Below are 18,961 nucleotides of genomic sequence, written 5' to 3' on the forward strand. Positions count from 1 at the left end.
ATGCGCTACAAACTATTGGGCAACAGCGGTTTACGGGTTTCTGAACTGTGCCTCGGCACCATGACCTTTGGCGAAGATTGGGGCTGGGGTGCATCGCTAGATGAATGCAAAACCATCTACACAGCCTTTCGGGAAGCAGGCGGTAACTTCATCGACACCGCCAACATCTACACGAACGGTACGAGTGAGAAATATGTGGGTGAATTGATTGCTTCGGAACGAGAGGCGATCGTCGTTGCCACAAAATATTCTAACGGGATGCCGAGCAATGATCCAAATGGGGCAGGTAATCACCGCAAGCGCATGGTGCAATCGGTGGAAGGTAGCCTCAAGCGGCTCAATACTGATTACCTTGATGTGCTATGGGTGCATTCCTGGGACTTCACCACGCCGCCCGAAGAAGTGATGCGATCGTTCGATGATCTGGTGCGTCAAGGAAAAGTGCTGTACATTGGCATTTCTGACGCACCTGCCTGGGTGGTGGCGCAATGCAACACGATCGCCCATTTACGCGGCTGGACACCGTTTATTGGGCTGCAAATTGAGTACAGTCTGTTGCAACGCACGGTAGAGCGAGAACTGCTGCCAATGGCACGATCGCTGGATATTGGCATTACTGCCTGGTCGCCGTTGGCAAATGGTTGGCTGACGGGAAAATACACTAAAGAGACTGGTAGTGACGAATCCAAACGACTGAATAACGAGGGGATGTCTGCCTTTGTGCAGCAGAGCGATCGCAACCACACGATCGCCCGTGCAGTGGATGACGTGGCATCTCAAATTGGCTGTAGTTCGGCTCAGGTGGCTCTGGCTTGGCTGCTGCATCAAGGCACCATTCCGATTGTCGGTGCTCGCAAAGCCGCCCAGGTAAAAGATAATCTCGACTGTGTGAACGTAAAATTAGCCGATGCCCAACTCGCTCAACTGGATCAGGTGAGTCAAATTGAACTCGGCTTTCCCCACGATTTTTTCAATCAGGAAATGCCGCAGTCATTCATTTTCGGTGGGCAATTCAAGGCGATCGACAATCATCGCTATACGCAAATTCATTGAGTAGCAGATTGAAAGCGCAGGTATTACAACTGAGCATCGATAGATTAGACGCATCTTCGCCAACCATTCGGGTACGAAACCAGGATTAGTTCTCTTCTGCACACTTTAAGCTAGAGAGCTAGACTGAACAGGACGATCGCAAAAAACGTTTTGTCATGATTGAAATTCTTCGCAGCTACGTTCCAGGCTCAATTGGTCGAGTAGTTGAGCTACATGGCATCTACTATGCTAAATACTGGCACTTTGAAGCATTCTTTGAAGCTAAAGTTGCAGATGGACTAGCTGAGTTTATGAATCGGTATAACGAAGAGCGCGATGGATTTTGGGTCGCTGTTTTAGAAAATCGGGTTGAAGCCTCCATTGCCATTGATGGCATACAGGCAAATCAAACCGGTGTTCATCTTCGCTGGTTCATTGTGTCAGATGTGCTGCGAGGTCAAGGAGTCGGGCGACAACTGTTGAATTCAGCGATCGAGTTTTGTCGGAGGAAGCAGTATCGACGCGTTTATTTGTGGACGTTTGAAGGTTTGGACTCAGCCAGACATTTGTATGAAATATTTGGCTTTAAGCTGGTTGAGCAGTACCGGGGTTGTCAGTGGGGAGTTGAGGTCAACGAGCAGAAGTTTGAGTTGCAGATTGAGTAGAGCCTTGGAATCAACAATTAAATTTGTAGAGTTTTTATCTACAGAGAATGAGAAGCCGTCATGGATTCAAAGTGGCTGGCGTGAGCACAACAATTGCAGGCGATCAAGCGATTGACAATCATCGCTATACGCAAATTCGTTAGCAATCAAGCCGTGAGCAGAAGCTTTTCACTTCAAAGGAAACTGTCATGTTGGCACATTGGGAGGACTAAGAATGAAGATAGGTTTTTGGGGCAGTGGAAATATGGCGCGAGTCCTTGGAGGTGCCTGGTCAGTAGCAGGGCATCAAGTCGTTTTTGGTTCGCGTAGTGCTGAAAAGTCTCGTGATGTCGCTGCGGAAATTGGCTTTACCGCAACGGGTGGGACAAACGATGAAGTTGCCGAATCCTGTGAAGTCATTGTCAGTACTGTGCGTGCTGTTCCTTCCAGTTTATTAACGACAACTTCAGCATTGGCAGGCAAAGTCATCATCGACTTAAACAATCGAGATTTTCCGCGTGAGTATCAGCCTGAAGAATTTCTCAATTCCCTAGCCGAAGCAACTCAGAAAGATGTCCCCGCTGCCAGGGTCGTAAAAGCATTGAATAACCAGGCAATGGAGGTTTTCAACAGTGATGCGGTAGCACTGAGAGAGGCAGGTGTGCAAGCTTTTATGGCTGGAGATGACCATGAAGCGAAACAAGTCACGGCTAAATTGCTCAACGATATTGGGCTGAAGCCCGTCGATTTTGGGCCGTTATCGAATGCATGGCTGTTAGAACTGCAAGCAGACATTCTCAGAACGTATATGTTTGCAACTGGAAATGCGCTCGTCACACCGGGTTTTATTGAGGCTCCTCGTGCTGAACCAAGATTTGGAGAGCGTCGCAAAGGGACATATTAAAATGCCTAAAACCTGGCTAGGGCAGGCTGAAAGGAGATCTTAATCAGGATACAAAATCTATGACAACTTTGGTTTTATTGCCGCTCATTGGCAAGATCAGACTTGGCGATCGCAAAAACCTTTAGGGAGTACTTTAAAGGCCCTGGCACTACCTCTGGAGTAAAAAGATGCCCTTATTTGACGCAAGCAGACATTATCCACTCGTCGAGATGGATTGGAACCCCGATACGGCTCAACAAGCGATCACTGCGATCGTCCACGAAACAATTGATCAACTGCAAACGGCGACGCTCTTGCCTGGGCATCCGCTAGACGATAACGGTTTTGGCAGCGATCTGTATCTTGGTAAAGCGGGTGTGCTGTGGGCGATCGATTATTTGCAAACGGTTGGGGCAGTTGACTCCACCTTTGAGATTGCAACTCATCTCGATGCAGCACTGGCACAAAATCGGCAGCGTTATCCCAAAGTCAGTCCCTATCCAGAGCAATCATCTTACCTATTTGGGGAATTGCCGCTGCTGCTATTGCAGTATAAATGCAATCCTTCTGAAGACACAGCAAACGAAATTCTGCGATTGATTCACAAGAATGATTCCCAGCCGATTCGAGAGTTGATGTGGGGCATCGCAGGTTCAATGCTAACGGCTTGCTTTATGTATCAATGGACGCAGGAATCAAGATGGCAGGAAGCCTTCAAATTGCAAGCAGGGTTACTCCTAAGCGAATGGCAATCGGTTGGTGAAGCTGGGTATTTATGGATGATTGATTTGTACGGTAGTCAGCAGCACTGGCTGGGACCTGTACATGGCTTTGCCAGTAACTTAACGCCATTGCTGATTGGACAATCCTTATTAACCGATGAGGAATTTCAAGCTATCTCAACCAAAGCGATGATCACTGTGGTTCAAACCGCTGTGACGGAGGATGGCAAAGCAAACTGGGCAGCCGTTTATGACGCAGCACATCCTGATCAAACTCCAGATCTGGTGCAGTACTGTCATGGTGCACCTGGAATGGTGACGGCTTTAGCCATGCTACCGAAAGGGATCAATGAGTCATTCGATCGCATCTTAGAGCAGGGTGGAGAACTGACCTGGCAAGCAGGTCCATTGAGGAAAGGGTCAAATCTGTGTCACGGCACGGGGGGCAATGGCTATGCCTTTCTCAAACTCTTCGTCCGAACCGGAAATCAGATGTGGCTCGATCGCGCTAGAGTGTTTGCCATGCACGCGATCGAACAGTACCGTTTGTCGCAGCAACTTTATCGGCAGTTGCGTTATCCGCTCTGGACAGGAGACCTCGGTCTAGCCATTTATCTATGGGACTGCCTGCAAGCACAAGCGAAGTTTCCCACGATCGACCTGTTCTAGCGCGGTCTGTTCAGGCTAAGGGTAATTCATAGTGCTGACGAACATCGATCGCCAGTTGGGGTAATGCTTCTGGAGACAGCTTAATGGTTAGATGGGTTTGCCCGCGATCGCATCCCAATAGCATGGATAGCCGATGGCAATCGGTGATAATTCGCTGCTTGAGCTGGGATAATTCTTCTGTGTTACTAGGCAACATTGATGCCAAAGGATGAGTTTCAGCGGTTGGATTGGCAATCCTATGCCGCTGAAATGATTGCGGCTGAGATGATGGATGCTGATGAGATGCTGCTGTGTAGTCGTCCGGTGCTAAGTTGAGGTCGAATGCATCAAAAAAGATCTTCAGAGTGCGGCGATCAACTCCCGTTTCACGACTCAGAATGCGGTTGATCGTGCGCGGGTCAAGCAGCGTTTTCTCGCTCAATGCTTCAAAGGTGCGGCGATCGCCAAACTTGGTGTACACGACTTCGGCTTGCAGCAACCGTTGCCAGCCCTGTTCAGTGAGAATTACGCCCCGACAGCGCGACCTGGTTACTAGAGGCTTGTCTAACTCTGGAGTCGATATCGATCTGCGTATGGTTTCTTCAGGTTGGCACTCTGCTATTGTCGTGAACCTGGGCGATCGCTCTGGCTGATGGACTGGACGATTCATCAGGTTCAAGGGGCTAATCTGCTTGTGGAAGCGATCGGATGAATACATAAGGTTGACCTCAAAGGCGAGAGGGACTCAGGTATGCCATCCACTTTACGGATGACCTCAAGATTTGCCTACTGGCTTGTAACGGGGAATCTCAACCCCCTTTCAGGCAAGGTAAACACTAGACTTAAGTCCAGGTTGAATGCCTGACTGCCGATGAGTTCCTAGCGATCGCCGCGATCGTGCCCTCCTTTATGCTGGTAAAACGGGCAATTTTTAGTCACCATGAGAAGGGTGATTGCCTTTAAGATGCCTCTGTTTTATGTCAGACCCGCTTGATGGTTTCTCCAGCCAAAGCAACGCCCCACAGCCACTGTCGTTGGTGGAGGCGATCGCCCTGCGAGAGCAAATTGCCTGTCTAGAGTGTGAAAAAGCGACGCTTCAGGCTGAACTCGATCGCTGTCGGTCTGAGACTGAGCCGTTAAAAACAAGCGATCGCACTCAACAAGCCCTACTGCAAGCGGAACAAGAACGTGCTACAGAACTGGCAAAAGCGAATGAGGCAATGCGTCGGGCTGTAAGTCGTCTTGCCGTTGAACCGAATCTTGACAGTTTTCTGGGTTTTTTGCTCTACGAGATTGCAACTCAACTAAATACTGATACGGCAGTCATCACTCCCTATGATCCCAGTACCGATCAGATGTGGATAGCGGCTCTTTTCAGCAATGGTAAACTTACCCCGCTCGATCCGATGACTCCAGCGTTGCCACGCCCGAATGTTCCTTTTCTAGATCGTTTACTCAATGCAGAAGGATTCTGTGTTTTCGATGTAGAAGAGGATGCTGACCTCTTCTGGACTGGTGCAGTGGAGTTTCTGCGAACTTGTGGCAAGCGAAAATCTATTGCATTCGCCATTTGTCTGGACGATCGATTCTTTGGTCAAATCAGCCTTGCCTATGAGACTCTACCTCACTTCAATCTTGAGCAGACAGCGCTAGTGCAGGCGCTGAGTACCCAGGCAGCTTTAGCCATTCAACTGACGCGACTGGCAGAAGAGGCAAAACAAGCCGCGATCGCCCGTGAACAACAACTCGCGGCCCAAGAACGTGCGGCTATATTGACGCGAGTAAACTTCGTATTGCAACGAAGTGCTGAACGCCTGGGTGCGGCGACTGACCCAGAAGCGATTATCGTTGAGATTTTGCGTACTGCTGCTGAGGTGCTAGCTCCACTGGGAGTCAAAGGGATGGGATTGATTATCTACCGACCTGTGACTAGAACCGTGCGGGTAAAAGTGCATATCGTTGACGATGTAGAACAAACCATTGCTGGCAGCGATTTGGATCGTGATTGGTCGGTAGACTTGCCTTCAATGATTGTCCCATGGCGACGAATTCAGTCTGAGAACTTTGTTTGGGGGCTGACCTCCGATGCGAGTGTGTTGATTCCCGAAGTTCGGCAGTATCACGAGTCTAGAGGCACACGCGCGATCGCCTACATTCCATTGAAACGAGGTGAAGAAATAGTGGGCTGGATTGGTTTTGATCTTGCCTCAGAAACTCCGCCGACAGCGCGACAGATTGAGATAATTCAGGCGCTCACGAGTCAAGTTGCGTTGGCACTAGAGATGGAGCGGCTAGCAGAAGAAGTCAAACAAGCCGCGATCGCCCGTGAACAGGAAAAAGCCGCGCAAGAACGTGCCGCCGAACTGGCAAAAGCGAATGAAGCATTGCGTCGCAGCGTTGAACGGATGGCTTCTGATACACGGCTGGAAACGCTGGTGAGTGCGTTCTTGAGTGAGGCGATCGCCACAGTTGGGGCACATAGCGCTGCGGTGATGCTGCGTTTACCAGGTAGTCTGACCTTTACACCTGCTGCTATTGTCGAAGAAAGTCGCTTGCTTTCACCTGAAGAACTTGCCAATGATCCCTACTTGTCTCGTTATGTTGAGTTCTCCTCAAGCGATATTGACGGCATCTTTTCCATGCTGGCTCGTGGAGAGACTCCCAGCATCCGAGTTGAGGATCTGCGTGAGGTCTTTCCAGAAGCCTACACTTACCATCAGCAACGCGGACATCACATTATCTGGCACGCTCCCTTGCGTCTGAAAGGCGAGATTATTGGCTTTACAGCGATTGCCTTGCGCGACGATCGCCTCCCCAGTCGGGCTGTTCGTGAGACGGTGACTGCCCTCGCTCAACAATTGACGCTTGCCCTCGAACTGACGCGACTGGCAGAGGAAGCCAAACAAGCGGCGATCGCCCGTGAACAAGAGAAAGCCGCTCAAGAACGTGCTGTTAAGCTGGCAGAAATCAACGTTGCACTGAGACAAACGATAGATGTCCTCGCAAACGAAAGAGACCTTGATCGCTTCTTAGGGCATGTCCTCAAGATCATTGCTGAACAATTTGATGCACCGTTAACAGAATACTGGTTTCATCCGGAGCCTGAAAACTTAGCTTACATTGGACTGACTTATTGGCAAGGGCAGATTCTTCAGCCAGAAGATGAACCAGATCATCCTGGGCTGATTGGTTTTCCTGTTGCCTCAGACCAGATTCACAATGAGGACTTGCATCAGCGTAAGCAACATTTTGTGGTTGAAGACATTGCAACTGATCCATTTGTCATCCTAATGTCTTCCCAGATTGGTGTAGATATTGGCGAATGGTATTTAACTAGAAGAGGCAAATTAAAAGGTCTCAATATTCCGCTAGTGCTAAGTGACAGAACTATCGGGGCAGTTAGTGTATATCTTCCTTGCGATCGCTACTTCACAGATCAGAAAATCGACCTGGCTCACGCGCTGGCTCAACAAGTTACCCTTGCGATTCAATTAACTCACTTAGCAGAGGAAGCGAAACAAGCGGCGATCGCCCGTGAACAGGAGAAAGCGGCTCAAGCACGGGCTACGGAACTGGCGAGGGCAAATGATGCACTACGACGAGGCGTTGAGCGTTTAGTTGCATCAGGTACGCTGGACGCGGCGCTTGATGCCTTTCTACTAGAGGCGCTATCCGTAGCAGAAGCGGCATCGGGTGCAGTGATGGAACGGGGCATTGGACACGAATTCATCATGCGGGCACTCGCTCAAGATGGGGAACTTGTGAAACCGTTTGACCCTCATTCCACAGAAGACCTTTATCGAGAACGAACTGCCAACGATATATCGAGTGTAATGCGCCGCACTGCCGCTGGTGAGATTGTCGTTTTTCCAGTGGATGACAACTTAGAAGCCTGGTTTCCTGAAGCTGCCGCCTATCATCGCAGTCGAGGACATCAGATGATTTGGCACTTTCCGTTCCAAGTCGGCGGTGCTGTCGTGGGCTACTTGGGACTGGCATTCCGCGAGTCGCGATCGCCCAGTGAGGTGTTGCGGGAGACCGTTCAAGCCCTAGCCCATCAAGCCTCGCTGGCGCTGGAAACACAGCGGCTAGCAGAACAGGCAAAACAAGCGGCGATCGCCCGTGAACAGGAGAAAGCGGCACAAGAACGAGCCGCAAAACTTGAGAAAGTGAATGTTACCCTTCGTCGTAGCCTTGACTGGCTAGCTCATGAAGGAAACTTGAATCAATTTTTAGAAAGAGTCCTACTTGAGATTGCCTACACTACACAAGCAGAGCTTGCCTACCTGTTTGTGCTACAAGAGCCAGAAAGAATGCTAGAGCTGACTGCACGAGTGATTGACGGAGAAATTAGCAATCATCCCACTCCGACCGAACCAGCTATTTTCTTTGCTCCCTTCTCGGCTGATATCACTCCTGCCTTTCGGTTTATGGAGGAACAAGACTTATTTCTCACCCTGGATATGGCGATGCTTCAGCCAGAACTCACAGCTATGATGTGGCCAGATGCTATTGATTGGCATCTGCGGGAGGGGCGCGAACAAGTTGCATCTTTGGTGCTCAAGGCAGGCGATCGCAGCGTCGGTTTTCTAGGCTTAGGATTTCGTGAGAGCCGAGAATTTTCTCAAGAAGAGCGCGAGTTGGTGATCTCCCTTTCTAACCAAGCATCTCTGGCGATTTTATTGATCCAATTGGCTGAAGAAGCGAAACAAGCGGCGTTAGCGAAGCTTAACGAAGTTATCGCCCGTGAACAGGAACAAGCCGCCCAACAACGTGCGACAGAACTGGCGGTAGTCAATGAAGAATTAAAGCAACGCGATCGCCTGCTGTCTGTCGTGGCTCAAATTACCAAAGATTTATTAGAAGTTGAAGAGATTGATATTGCCATCCCTGCGGCGTTACAGGCAGTTGGCGAAGTGGCAGAGATCAGCCGTGTGCTTTTGGTGATTGAAGCTCAAGACCCCGATACACAAATGCTGCATCACCACATTGTCTATGAATGGGCAGCAGAGGGCATTCAGCGAGCGCTGGGTTTAATTGCAACCGATAACGCCACCTTTCACAGTTTGATTGAGGCACTGCATCAGGGACAGTCCTGGTGGGGGCGGGTTGCCGATTTGCCAGATGTGACTCGGCTAGAGTTTGAAGCGCTCGGTATTCTCTCAACAGGTGTCGTGCCGATCTTTTTTGAGGGACGCTATATTGGCTGCGTTGCCCTTGATGATTGTGTCAACGTCCGTCAGTGGAACCAACAAGAGATTGATGTACTCCAGGCAGCCGCTGAAAGTATTGGAGCCGCCCTATACCGCAACCAGTTGGTCGATCGCCTGATTGAAGAACAAATTCAGGCAGAACAGGCACGCGCCGCTGAACTGATGAGAGCCAATGTGGCGCTGCAAAACTGCGTTGATCGTCTGGCGGGTCAACTCAACCCCAAAAGCTTTATTGATCACGTTTTACTAGAATCTGCGGCTCAGGTCGAGGCTCATGCTGCCGCACTGTTTCTCTACAACGATGATGAAACTCAATCCATGCAAAGCTTTGTCAAAGAGGGGCAGGTGCAGTCGATCGCCACCCATCCAGATTTAACCCTGTTTAGAAACCCCGTATCCAGAGATCCCGTTCCTCTGTGGGACTATGCCCTGGCGCAGAGCGAAGCGGTGTTCTTCAACCTCAATAACGAGCGAGTGTGTAGTCGGTTTCAGTGGCATCAGAGTCAGGGACACCAATCGATCGTGCGCGTGCCCTTGCTGCTAGGCTCTCAACTGCTTGGCTTTATCGGTTTCTGCTTTCAAGCAGCGCGATCGCGCTTGCCTTCCAATATTGAACTCGTCATGACCCTGGCGCAGCAAGTTGCCGTAGCTCTGCATCTGGCGCAGCTAGCCGAGCAAAATCGACACGCCATTCTCACCGAAGAGCGCAACCGATTGGCCGGTGAAATTCACGATACATTGGCGCAAGCCTTTAACGGCATCTCGATTCAGCTTGGTGTTGCCAAACGCATTCAAGACCCCGAAGAAGTACAAAAGATTCTCGATCGCGCCAGCAACCTGGCTCAAACTGGCTTGGCAGAGGCACGTCGCTCCGTCTGGGCGCTCTATGACGGCGGCACCCACTACATCGATCTGGCACGAGCACTCACAACCAGCGTCGAACAACTGACAGATGGCAGCACCGCACGCACTGTACTCAACCTGCAAGAGGCAACCTGCAACCTGCCCGCGATCGTCACCACAAACCTGCTGCGAATTGGTCAAGAAGCCCTACACAACGCCCTCAAACACGCCCAAGCCACTACTATCTGGATCGACCTCGACTGTGATGCTAAAGCCGTGAGCTTGAGTGTGCGCGACAATGGACGGGGCTTTACCTTGCCTGCCAGCGCCAGTCGGGTCAGCGATGGTTTTGGGCTAATGGGTATGCACCAACGCGCCGAACGGATTGGCGCTCAACTGACGATCGCCACTCAGCCTGGGCAAGGAACCGAAGTGATTGTATATGCCCCCTTGTCCGTCAGCAGAGGCAACGATGACCTATGAGCCAAGCTAACATCCGCGTCTTAATCGCTGACGATCATCCCATCGTTCGCAACGGCATGATGCTGTTGATTAAATACGAACCGGGGATGGAAACCGTTGCCGAAGCCAGCAATGGACTAGAAGCCGTGCAGCTTTTTCGTCAGCACCAGCCCGATGTGACGCTGATGGATCTGAGAATGCCAGAGCTAAGCGGCGTGCAGGCTATTAGCACAATTCGCGACGAGTTTCCTCATGCCGTGATCATTGTGTTGACCACCTACGATGGCGATGAAGAAATCTACCAGGGTTTGCAAGCTGGAGCTAAGGGCTATCTACTCAAGGATGCACCGCTCGATCAAGTGCTGGAAGCGATTCGCATTGTGCATGTGGGACAAAACTACATTCCTCCCGAAGTGGGAGCCAAACTTGTAGAACGCATGAGTCGCCCGCAACTGAGCGATCGCGAACGAGATGTGCTGGGTTTGATGGTGAAGGGTAAAGCCAACCAGGATATTGCTAACAGCCTCTACATTAGCGAGGGCACAGTCAAGTTTCACATCAGCAGTATTCTCAGAAAATTACAGGTGAGCGATCGCACTCAAGCAGTGCTCATCGCCCTCAAGCGCGGTATTACAAGGCTATGAGCAGTGACTCCTGCTTTATTCAGATGGCGGCACCTCTTGCCTGAAATCATCAGCGATCGCGTCACGCTCAAGCAAGGAAACCTGGCTGCTTTAAATAGCGATTCTTGATGGCATCCACTGCCCAGTAAGCAAGTGCACCTACTGTGCCGGTTGGATTGTATCCAGTGTTTTGTGGAAAAACTGTTGACCCCACAATGAATAAATTGTGGACATCCCAACTTTGTAGATAACGATTAACAGCACTGGTTTTAGGATTAGTCCCCATCGCCGTACCACCCGTGTTGTGGGTCGTTTGATACTTTGTGATATCGTAGTGACCCGTTCTCCGAAGTGGCAACACCTGTTTTGCACCCATTGCTTGTGCGATCTCAAGAGCTTTATCGGTAATGTAGTCTGACATTTTATGTTCGTTCTCGGTGAAATCAAACGTCAGCCGCAGGAGTGGAAATCCCCACGCATCTTTGTAGGTTGGATCAAGGTCGAGGTAGTTGCCACGATACGATTGACAGGCGGCATGAATATTCAATCCGGTTGCACTTTGATAAGACTCCACAACTGCTTTTTTCCAGCCGCTGCCCCAGGCAGGCGTGTGAGGCGGTGTGGGACGGTAGCTAATGGGCATTCCTCCAGCAATAAACGAACCAATAAAGCCACCGCCGATAAATCCCAATTTACTGTGATCAAAGTTGTCGCCATTGAAGTCATCGATCACAGTCGCTGTCCCGCCCGCAGCAACATAAGGGTTGAAGTTTTTGTTGTCGAAAAAGGCGATCGCATTGGACAGCGTTTGATAGGCATAGTTTCGCCCAATTACGCCTTCACCTGTTTTGGGATTGTAGGGCTTGCCGATACCCGACAGCAGCATGATGCGGGCATTATTGTAGGCAAACGCAGCCAGAAACACCAGCTTTGCAGGTTGCTCAACTTCACGACCCGCAGCATTGATGTAAGTCACGCTGGTGGCTCTCTGTCGCGCTTGATCAAGATTGACTCGAACGACATAGGCGTTTGTCCGCAACTCAAAGGTCTTGCTCGTGAGCAGTGCGGGCAGAATCGTGGAGACTGCACTCGCTTTAGCACTATAAGTGCAGGCAAAGTTAGCGCAGTGACCACAGATGCGACATTCTCCTAGCTCTACACCGTAGGGATTTTTGTACGCCCGACTGCTGTTAGACACTGGCACTGGAAACGGAGAGTATCCTAACGACTTCGCTGCTTTTGCAAACAGTTCGCCAGCATACGTGCGCGGTAAGGCTGGATTAGCATACTCCCGCGATCGTGCTCCTTCAAACGGATTGCCACCCGCTTGAATTTTGCCCTTCAAATTTCCTGCTTTACCACTAGTGCCTGCAACTGCCTCGAATTTGTCGTAGTAGGGTTCCAATTCTTCATAGGTAACGCCCCAATCCTGAATCGTCATTCCCTCTGGCATGAAATTGCTGCCGTAGCGATCGCGAATGTGACTGTAGAGACTTAAATCTGAGGGCAGGTTGCGAAACGTGTGACCGCTCCAAGTCACGCCCGATCCACCCGTGCCCGACCCCGGATTAAATGAACCAATTTGACGCATTGGTAGAGCGGTTTCGGTAGAACTATTACGGAAGGTGATTGTTTCCCGCGACAAATCCATTGCGAGAGCGTTGCGAATGTTAAAGGGCAACTCGTCAAACATGCGCGGTGTGCTAAACGTTTCTGACTGAGTGCGAAGCGCACCCCGCTCTAATCCCACAACCGTTAATCCGGCATCAGATAATTCCTTTGCCACAATGCTGCCAGCCCAGCCCATTCCTACAATTACAACATCAACGGGTTGTTTCTGAATCGTCATAATTCCTCTATTTTGAGTTAGCTAAAGTTGCTGGCATTGCTGATTCCCAGAGCGACAGGGCTGGATGTTTGGCACTTCTTTCCCCATCATCTTGTTTTCAGCAACGCAAATTTAACCACGAGTCGCTCGTTGCGGTTGCTGCATTGCTTGTGCTAAGTCGATTGGTGCACGAACGACACGCTCTGACTTACCAACTTCATCCCGAAAGTCGGCATGAGCACCCGGAAATCCAAGCATTTTCCAACTTGCCATGTCTCGATTGCCGCCATAAATTGGGTCTGCAAAATAGCCTTCGATCGTATTTTGCAGCAGCATTCCGAAAAACAAAGGAGCCGGTAGATTCGCTAGCGTGATTTCTCCTTTCTCCAACCCAGTTAAGACCTTGATTTGATCACTCGTTCCCAGTTGTCCAAACACCTTTTCACCAAAACTAGCGCGACAGTAATGATCCACATCAGCAATTCCAATCCGGTATACTTCTCTCGGTCGCAACGGCAGTTGGTAGCCTTGCTGCGGCGTTCCTTGCTGAAAAGGGCCTTCGAGATATAGGTATTCACCATTGCCAAAGCTACTGGCGAGCTGACGATCGATGTAAACTGCAACATTCAACTCCAAGGCTCCCGGTCCCACACTGTCTTTGGGAATGAGTTGATCGATCGCGGCTTCAATAAACGCGGCTTCGGATTTCGTAAAGAATGTGTAATTGGCTGGCTGCAAAGGAAATTGCGCCACAGTCACTTCAAGCAACTTAGGTGTTGCTGTTGCAGCGGATTGAGGCGGTTGTGCTACAAGGTGAGCGGGTGCAGTTGCGGCTCCGGCAAGTCCGGCTCCGGTTAAACCTGCATACTTCACAAACAAACGGCGCGATACTTTTTTGGGCATCTCCATCTCCAATCAATAATCAAGCAATGAGTTAGAAGTTGAAACTTGCGCGAATCACACCCACATACTGAGTTGCGTTACTGCTATTCTCAGGATTTGTAACGAGCCAAAACCCCGGAGTGATCGAGATGAAATCATTCACCTGAAAGCGATAGAACGCTTCGATGTGAAGCGAAGTAGCCGATCGACGAATATCACCGCGAGTAATATGGGGCGGCAACCCAATTAAAAGACCGGGCAAATTGCCTTTGCCACCAACATCGGGAAAGGTAAACGCGATCGCGCCATACCAAAGGTCAGCGCTGCTTCCTTTTTCTACTTGCTGAACCAGGCTGCCACCTTGACCATCAGAAAGTTGACTCAACCCAGAGCTTTCTGCTTCAGCGCGTGTATACCCCACCCAACCATGAACTTGAAGCTTGGGCGTGAATTGATGGAAGCCTTGAATTGAAAGGGTGTTGCCAGAAGTTGCGATCGCATTTCCAAACGGTTGTGATGCCAAAAGGCTACCCACACTTCCGGTCAGGTCAACCCGTCCACCTGGCGCATACAGCCGAGAGTATGCAATCCCAACTGCACCCCGCTTGTGAGTGTAAACAAATTGAGCCAGGGCATTAAAACCACCATTGAATAGCCCATTTTTCTGAATTGGACTGGATGGAGTTCCCGCTAGATAGCCTAATGTCAGCTTTAAGTCAGGTGTGATATTCCAGTTTACGCCAATGCCGCCACCGTTTTGGCGGTACAGTGAGCTATATTCTCCAAAGCGTGAAGGCACTCCGCGACTGTCATCGGCGATCGTAGGGGGTGTAACGGTATCGGTAATGTCGGTGTAACCTTCGCCCGTCGTGCCAATGGCAATTGAAACAGTCCCGATTGGAAACCGATACAGCAAATGTGGAAGCACAACCTGTCCGTTGGTGTTGCGGTCAAAGTTTAGCCGTGTCATGTTTGTGCCTGTTACAGCCAAGCTGGAGCCAAAATTACCACTTTCTAAGCGAACGCGAAGCAAGTCTTTACCAGTAAAACTTGTTTCAAGATTGAGTCGTGTGCGGTAGGCAAAGCTGGCATTCGATTGATTAGATTGTGCACCAACGCGATCGCCGAACGTGTCCGTTGCTGCCAAAATTATTTGTCCATGTAGCTTTGTTGTCGTTGAGAATGACTGGGCTTCTACCGTTGTCGATCGAGCTTCTAAAGCGTCAACCTGACTGCATAGGGTTGCAAGTTCTGTAGCAAATGCCTCCTGTAGCTTTTGTAAGGTTGCAAGATCGGCTTGCGTTACCGATGTTTCTCTAGAGGCAATCAGTTGATTAATCTGATTCAGACAGGCATTTAATCCTGATGCGAACTCATAGCGGCTGAGGGTAAGGTTTCCTCGGTAAGTACCGTCTGAAGATCCGCTTAAGCACCCATATCGCTCAGCCAACAATTGCAGTGCCTGAAATACCCAATCACTCGATCGTACCTCTGATAACTGAGAAACCAATGTCAAACTATCCATTGCTTCATCGGTTGCGATCGCAGCTTCTAAGTACACTAAACACGTAATTAGCATTGTTGAACTAACTAATAACAGCTTGCGAACAGACATCAGCTCTCTACGTGGCGTTGAGATGAGTGTCACCTGTTCCTTAGCTTTCTGCTAGACACAATTCACCTGTTAACCAAGAACTTATGGTCATGTTTTAAGATAGGATCTAATACCAATTTAAAGAATGAAAGTTGCAGATGGGGGTGTGGGGGCGAAGCCCCCAGCCAGGGGTTCCACCCCTGCACTCCGTCCCTAATCCGCCCTGTTCGCTATTTAAATTGGTATAAACATAGCTAGAGTACAAAATAGATCAATGACAAGCACACAGACACGATCACGCTTCTGCAATTGAGAGCTCAGCGATCGTGCCTTGTATCGTGTGTTATCAGGTTCCTTTACAAGCAGTAGAAGAACAGTGCAGTAGTGAATTATATTGCAGTTTTAACTTTGCCAGGTGAATACCACTCGCCGCGCAGCAGCGAAGCATCAACGTAGATATATTGATAGTCGCGCCGTACAAATTTCCATCCATCTGTTGTCTTAATCAATTCGTCTTGGTACACAGCGTGGTTGAAATATCCCTGATCGAGTGTATCGGGTTGTCCAAATTCAGTCACTCCCCAACGAGCAGAAGCGTGATCTCCTTTCAGATCAATTACCCCTTCATGCAATGCTTGAAAGAAGGCTTTTTCGCGCGTCAAGAGTTCCCTTAGTTTGGCAACAATACGATCGACACCTTCAACCTGCATCGAAATCGGTTCACTTATCGTCCAAACCGCATCTTTCGTCCACAAACTCCCGAAGGTATCGAAATCTCGCCAAACCACTGCATCTGTCCAACGAGCGGTGAGATTACGAATTTCTTCGCGCGCCACGAGTTCTTCAAAATCCATAATCATTCCTCCTGATTCATTCACTGCTTGGTAAGTTGCGACTACTGGCGGAGACAAACTATTTGATGGTTCAGCCCGCCTTAGAAACCAGCACAGCAAATACCGTACAAACAATAATCAAACAGCAGAGTACATTTTTGGTGGTATCGGAGCCAAATTGATCACAAGGCATCAATTGAGCAACACGCTCACCGTAACCGACATTCCTGGAGCAATCTGTGACTCATACCCCTTCATGCTTTCTGGATCAAACACAACCTTGACTGGAACTCGCTGCACAATCTTGGTGAAATTGCCCGTCGCATTATCGGGGGGCAGGAGCGCAAATTTTGCGCCCGAAGCCGGAGATAGGCTGTCTACTTTGCCCTTAAAGGGATGATTGGGGAAGGAATCGATTTTAATTTCCACTAATTGTCCTGGCTTCATTTTGCCAAGCTGGGTTTCCTTGAAATTAGCAACAATCCACTCCTGGTCTTGCACGACTGCCATCAAGGTTTGTCCCGATTGCAGCCGTTGCCCAACTTCCGCCGTTTTGTTGCCAATCAGACCTGCTGTGGGTGCCGTGATCCGAGTGTAAGACAACTGAAGCTGGGCATTTTTTACCTGAGACTGAGCCTGGGCGATCGCAGCGAGTGCCGCCTGATATTGCCGCCGATTGGCTTCCGTTTGCTTTGTCACCGAATTGGCTTGTTCCAACGTCCCTTTCGTGGCTGCCAATTTTGCTTGAGCATTGTCCACATTTTTCTGCGCTTGCACGACCTGCGCCTGTGCCTGCCGAATCTGCTCTTTCAACGTATTTCGTTGTGCCAGAAGTGCTTCATAGGTTGCTTTGGCGGCATCTAACTGCTGCTGCGGGGAAGCGCCTTCTCGAACTAAATTGATGTAGCGATCGTAGTCCAGTTTTGCTTTGACTAAATTAGCTTCCACCTGTACCAAATTGGCTTGTGCCGCTGGAACCCCTGCCCGTGCTTCTGCCAGGGCTGCCTCTGAAGTCGAAATGCTGGCAGCGGCGGCATCAATATTTCCCTGAGCGGCAGTTGTTTGCCCCTGAGCATTGGCGGCAACCACTCCAATGTTGGTTTGGGCGACATCCGCTTGATGGCGAGCAGCTTCCAACGCGGCTTGTGCCTGCTGCAAGGCAACCTCGTAATCACGTGGGTCAAGTTGAACGAGGAGTTGCCCTTGAGCAACCCGTTGATTGTCATCGACTAATACCTGTGTAACGGTTCCAGAGACGCGTGAGTTTACGGGATGAATATGTCCCGTGACGTAAGCATCATCAGTCTCCTGATGGGTGCTCGCATATTGCCACCAGCGAACTCCCGCCACAGTCAGGGCGATCGCTCCCACTCCCAACGCGACAAGCAGAACTCGTTTAGGGGGGCGTTTGGGTATGGGAGCAACGGGATAGGGTGTTCCTGGAGGAGTACTGGGGAGCGCTTTGGTTGCCTGCATAGTTGCAGTAGCCGTCTCTCGCCCTCGCGTCTGTGACGTTGATGCAGATGACTGAGAGGTGATAGAGGCAGAAGATGGACTTGGCGGCAACTGATCCGCAGCCGTTTCGGCTTTACGACCATCAAACTGCGGTGCGCCGTTGGGAAAATTTGAGGGTTCCATTTTAGAACTCACCGTTAAGGAGTTTGATTTCAGTGTTTCACTTTGTGCTTTTGATGAACAGATAAGATCAACATGTTAATTATGAACTTAAGGAAGATAAGCCAAAGCCTCAATGGCAGGAACTGACCTTTTTGATTGTTTAATGTGAAAGCAATTCCGGTCTAAAGCTTCCCAGCAGCACTCATTCTTTTTTGGGTAGTGCCCAACACGTAATGATTTTTGAGTTGTTAACGATGGCGGCCAGTGCCGCTCATCATTACCTTGTTAGGTCCACCCTTTTTTGACTAACTTCTGCCTTAACTGCTGGATCTTGCCTGGTGAAAAGTGCAGTAATCGTCAAAACTAAACTAGCATTCAATGACCTCAAGGACTCCTGCCTGTGCGCGAATCAAGAAAAGGCGTGCAATTAGCAAGTCTGTGATGAAGCGATGCTACTGATAAGAAGCGAAAGGAGCTGCAATGAAGAACAAGTTTACCATCGAAAATTCGGCAATGTTGTTGATTGATCATCAGCAGGGCACCATTAAGCTCGCTCGTAATCTGCCCTACGAAGAGATTGTGCAAAACACCCGCGCCCTGGCTCGCACCGCGATCGAAACTAAGATGCCGATCGTGTTGACCAGCAGTATGGAAGATCATTTCCAGGGATTGCTGCTCGACGATCTGCAAAAAATTGCACCAGATGCTTACGAGAAGCGGGTCAAGCGCCCTGGTGTGGTGGATTGTTGGGAGTACGAGCCATACAAAAATGCGGTGCTGGCGACAGGTCGAAAGAAATTGATCATGTCCGGCTTAACCAATGACGTTTGTATTGTCTATCCAGCCATCAGCGCTGTTGAAGATGGTTTTGAAGTGCAAGTGGTGGTAGATGCAGGCGGTTCACCGACAACGCTTGCTGATGAAACCTCTCTCAGACGTATGGAAAAGCATGGGGTAACGTTGACTTCCACCAATCAGGTGATGGCAGAACTTGCCAATTCCTGGTCAGAAGGGGCGGGACAAACCATCCAAACCATCATGTATGAAGAGATTCTTGCAAAACTCGTAGATTCATAGAATCTAAAGCTGCCAGTTTAAGTCGAGACAGTAGAACAAGACTTTGCCATGTCGATCGCT

The 18,961-nt window shown here is 49.8% G+C and carries 13 protein-coding genes; 7 read left to right on the forward strand and 6 right to left on the reverse strand.

Going from position 1 to position 18,961, the window contains the following annotated elements; translation table 11 throughout:
• From AC5JLP_RS06955 to AC5JLP_RS06970, 4 genes are all read left to right on the forward strand, one after another.
• Positions 1–1,053: an aldo/keto reductase gene (locus AC5JLP_RS06955; protein WP_496067196.1), complete on the forward strand. Its 1,053-nt coding sequence runs from the start codon at positions 1–3 to the stop codon at positions 1,051–1,053.
• Between the two features lie 155 nt (positions 1,054–1,208).
• Positions 1,209–1,697 carry a GNAT family N-acetyltransferase gene (locus AC5JLP_RS06960; protein ID WP_496067197.1) on the forward strand — a complete coding sequence of 163 codons (489 nt, stop codon included), beginning with the start codon at positions 1,209–1,211 and terminating at the stop codon, positions 1,695–1,697.
• 214 nt (positions 1,698–1,911) lie between these two features.
• The gene (locus AC5JLP_RS06965; RefSeq protein WP_496067198.1) at positions 1,912–2,580 is read left to right on the forward strand and encodes an NADPH-dependent F420 reductase; all 669 of its coding nucleotides are present in this window, start codon (positions 1,912–1,914) and stop codon (positions 2,578–2,580) included.
• 167 nt (positions 2,581–2,747) lie between these two features.
• Positions 2,748–3,950 carry a lanthionine synthetase C family protein gene (locus AC5JLP_RS06970; protein WP_496067199.1) on the forward strand — a complete coding sequence of 401 codons (1,203 nt, stop codon included), beginning with the start codon at positions 2,748–2,750 and terminating at the stop codon, positions 3,948–3,950.
• A 10-nt stretch (positions 3,951–3,960) separates the two neighbouring features.
• On the opposite strand, the gene AC5JLP_RS06975 is transcribed toward AC5JLP_RS06970, so the two are convergent.
• The gene (locus AC5JLP_RS06975) at positions 3,961–4,647 is read right to left on the reverse strand and encodes a hypothetical protein (protein WP_496067200.1); all 687 of its coding nucleotides are present in this window, start codon (positions 4,645–4,647) and stop codon (positions 3,961–3,963) included.
• A 259-nt stretch (positions 4,648–4,906) separates the two neighbouring features.
• On the opposite strand from AC5JLP_RS06975, the gene AC5JLP_RS06980 reads away from it, so the two are divergent.
• Positions 4,907–10,468 carry a GAF domain-containing protein gene (locus tag AC5JLP_RS06980; RefSeq protein WP_496067201.1) on the forward strand — a complete coding sequence of 1,854 codons (5,562 nt, stop codon included), beginning with the start codon at positions 4,907–4,909 and terminating at the stop codon, positions 10,466–10,468.
• Positions 10,465–11,091: a response regulator gene (locus AC5JLP_RS06985; RefSeq protein WP_496067202.1), complete on the forward strand. Its 627-nt coding sequence runs from the start codon at positions 10,465–10,467 to the stop codon at positions 11,089–11,091. The genes AC5JLP_RS06980 and AC5JLP_RS06985 overlap by 4 nt, the downstream gene beginning before the upstream one ends.
• A gap of 67 nt (positions 11,092–11,158) precedes the next feature.
• On the opposite strand, the gene AC5JLP_RS06990 is transcribed toward AC5JLP_RS06985, so the two are convergent.
• The 5 genes from AC5JLP_RS06990 to AC5JLP_RS07010 all read right to left on the reverse strand — a co-directional run bounded on the left by AC5JLP_RS06990 (position 11,159) and on the right by AC5JLP_RS07010 (position 17,845).
• A complete protein-coding gene (locus AC5JLP_RS06990; protein ID WP_496067203.1) occupies positions 11,159–12,919 on the reverse strand; it encodes a GMC family oxidoreductase in 1,761 nt (586 codons plus the stop codon).
• Between the two features lie 111 nt (positions 12,920–13,030).
• Positions 13,031–13,801, reverse strand: a complete 771-nt coding sequence (locus tag AC5JLP_RS06995; RefSeq protein WP_496067204.1) for a gluconate 2-dehydrogenase subunit 3 family protein — start codon at positions 13,799–13,801, stop codon at positions 13,031–13,033.
• Between the two features lie 31 nt (positions 13,802–13,832).
• A complete protein-coding gene (locus AC5JLP_RS07000; protein WP_496067205.1) occupies positions 13,833–15,359 on the reverse strand; it encodes an iron uptake porin in 1,527 nt (508 codons plus the stop codon).
• 404 nt (positions 15,360–15,763) lie between these two features.
• Positions 15,764–16,228 (reverse strand): nuclear transport factor 2 family protein, encoded by a 465-nt coding sequence (locus AC5JLP_RS07005; RefSeq protein WP_496067206.1) that lies wholly within the window; start codon positions 16,226–16,228, stop codon positions 15,764–15,766.
• A 171-nt stretch (positions 16,229–16,399) separates the two neighbouring features.
• Positions 16,400–17,845, reverse strand: coding sequence for an HlyD family secretion protein (locus tag AC5JLP_RS07010; protein WP_496067207.1), 1,446 nt, complete (start codon positions 17,843–17,845; stop codon positions 16,400–16,402).
• A gap of 459 nt (positions 17,846–18,304) precedes the next feature.
• Here AC5JLP_RS07010 and AC5JLP_RS07015 point away from each other — a divergent pair, with 459 nt between their 5' ends.
• Positions 18,305–18,901 (forward strand): isochorismatase family protein, encoded by a 597-nt coding sequence (locus AC5JLP_RS07015; protein ID WP_496067208.1) that lies wholly within the window; start codon positions 18,305–18,307, stop codon positions 18,899–18,901.
• The last annotated feature ends 60 nt before the right edge of the window (positions 18,902–18,961 follow it).

It is taken from the genome of Stenomitos rutilans (assembly GCF_059505485.1).

Excerpts from the sequence above, each read along its gene's own strand:
- AC5JLP_RS06955 (WP_496067196.1), top strand. The coding sequence starts at position 1 with ATGCGCTACAAACTATTGGGCAACAGCGGTTTACGGGTTTCTGAACTG.
- AC5JLP_RS06960 (WP_496067197.1), top strand. The coding sequence starts at position 1,209 with ATGATTGAAATTCTTCGCAGCTACGTTCCAGGCTCAATTGGTCGAGTA.
- AC5JLP_RS06965 (WP_496067198.1), top strand. The coding sequence starts at position 1,912 with ATGAAGATAGGTTTTTGGGGCAGTGGAAATATGGCGCGAGTCCTTGGA.
- AC5JLP_RS06970 (WP_496067199.1), top strand. The coding sequence starts at position 2,748 with ATGCCCTTATTTGACGCAAGCAGACATTATCCACTCGTCGAGATGGAT.
- AC5JLP_RS06975 (WP_496067200.1), bottom strand. The coding sequence starts at position 4,647 with ATGTATTCATCCGATCGCTTCCACAAGCAGATTAGCCCCTTGAACCTG.
- AC5JLP_RS06980 (WP_496067201.1), top strand. The coding sequence starts at position 4,907 with ATGTCAGACCCGCTTGATGGTTTCTCCAGCCAAAGCAACGCCCCACAG.
- AC5JLP_RS06985 (WP_496067202.1), top strand. The coding sequence starts at position 10,465 with ATGAGCCAAGCTAACATCCGCGTCTTAATCGCTGACGATCATCCCATC.
- AC5JLP_RS06990 (WP_496067203.1), bottom strand. The coding sequence starts at position 12,919 with ATGACGATTCAGAAACAACCCGTTGATGTTGTAATTGTAGGAATGGGC.
- AC5JLP_RS06995 (WP_496067204.1), bottom strand. The coding sequence starts at position 13,801 with ATGCCCAAAAAAGTATCGCGCCGTTTGTTTGTGAAGTATGCAGGTTTA.
- AC5JLP_RS07000 (WP_496067205.1), bottom strand. The coding sequence starts at position 15,359 with ATGCTAATTACGTGTTTAGTGTACTTAGAAGCTGCGATCGCAACCGAT.
- AC5JLP_RS07005 (WP_496067206.1), bottom strand. The coding sequence starts at position 16,228 with ATGGATTTTGAAGAACTCGTGGCGCGCGAAGAAATTCGTAATCTCACC.
- AC5JLP_RS07010 (WP_496067207.1), bottom strand. The coding sequence starts at position 17,845 with ATGGAACCCTCAAATTTTCCCAACGGCGCACCGCAGTTTGATGGTCGT.
- AC5JLP_RS07015 (WP_496067208.1), top strand. The coding sequence starts at position 18,305 with ATGAAGAACAAGTTTACCATCGAAAATTCGGCAATGTTGTTGATTGAT.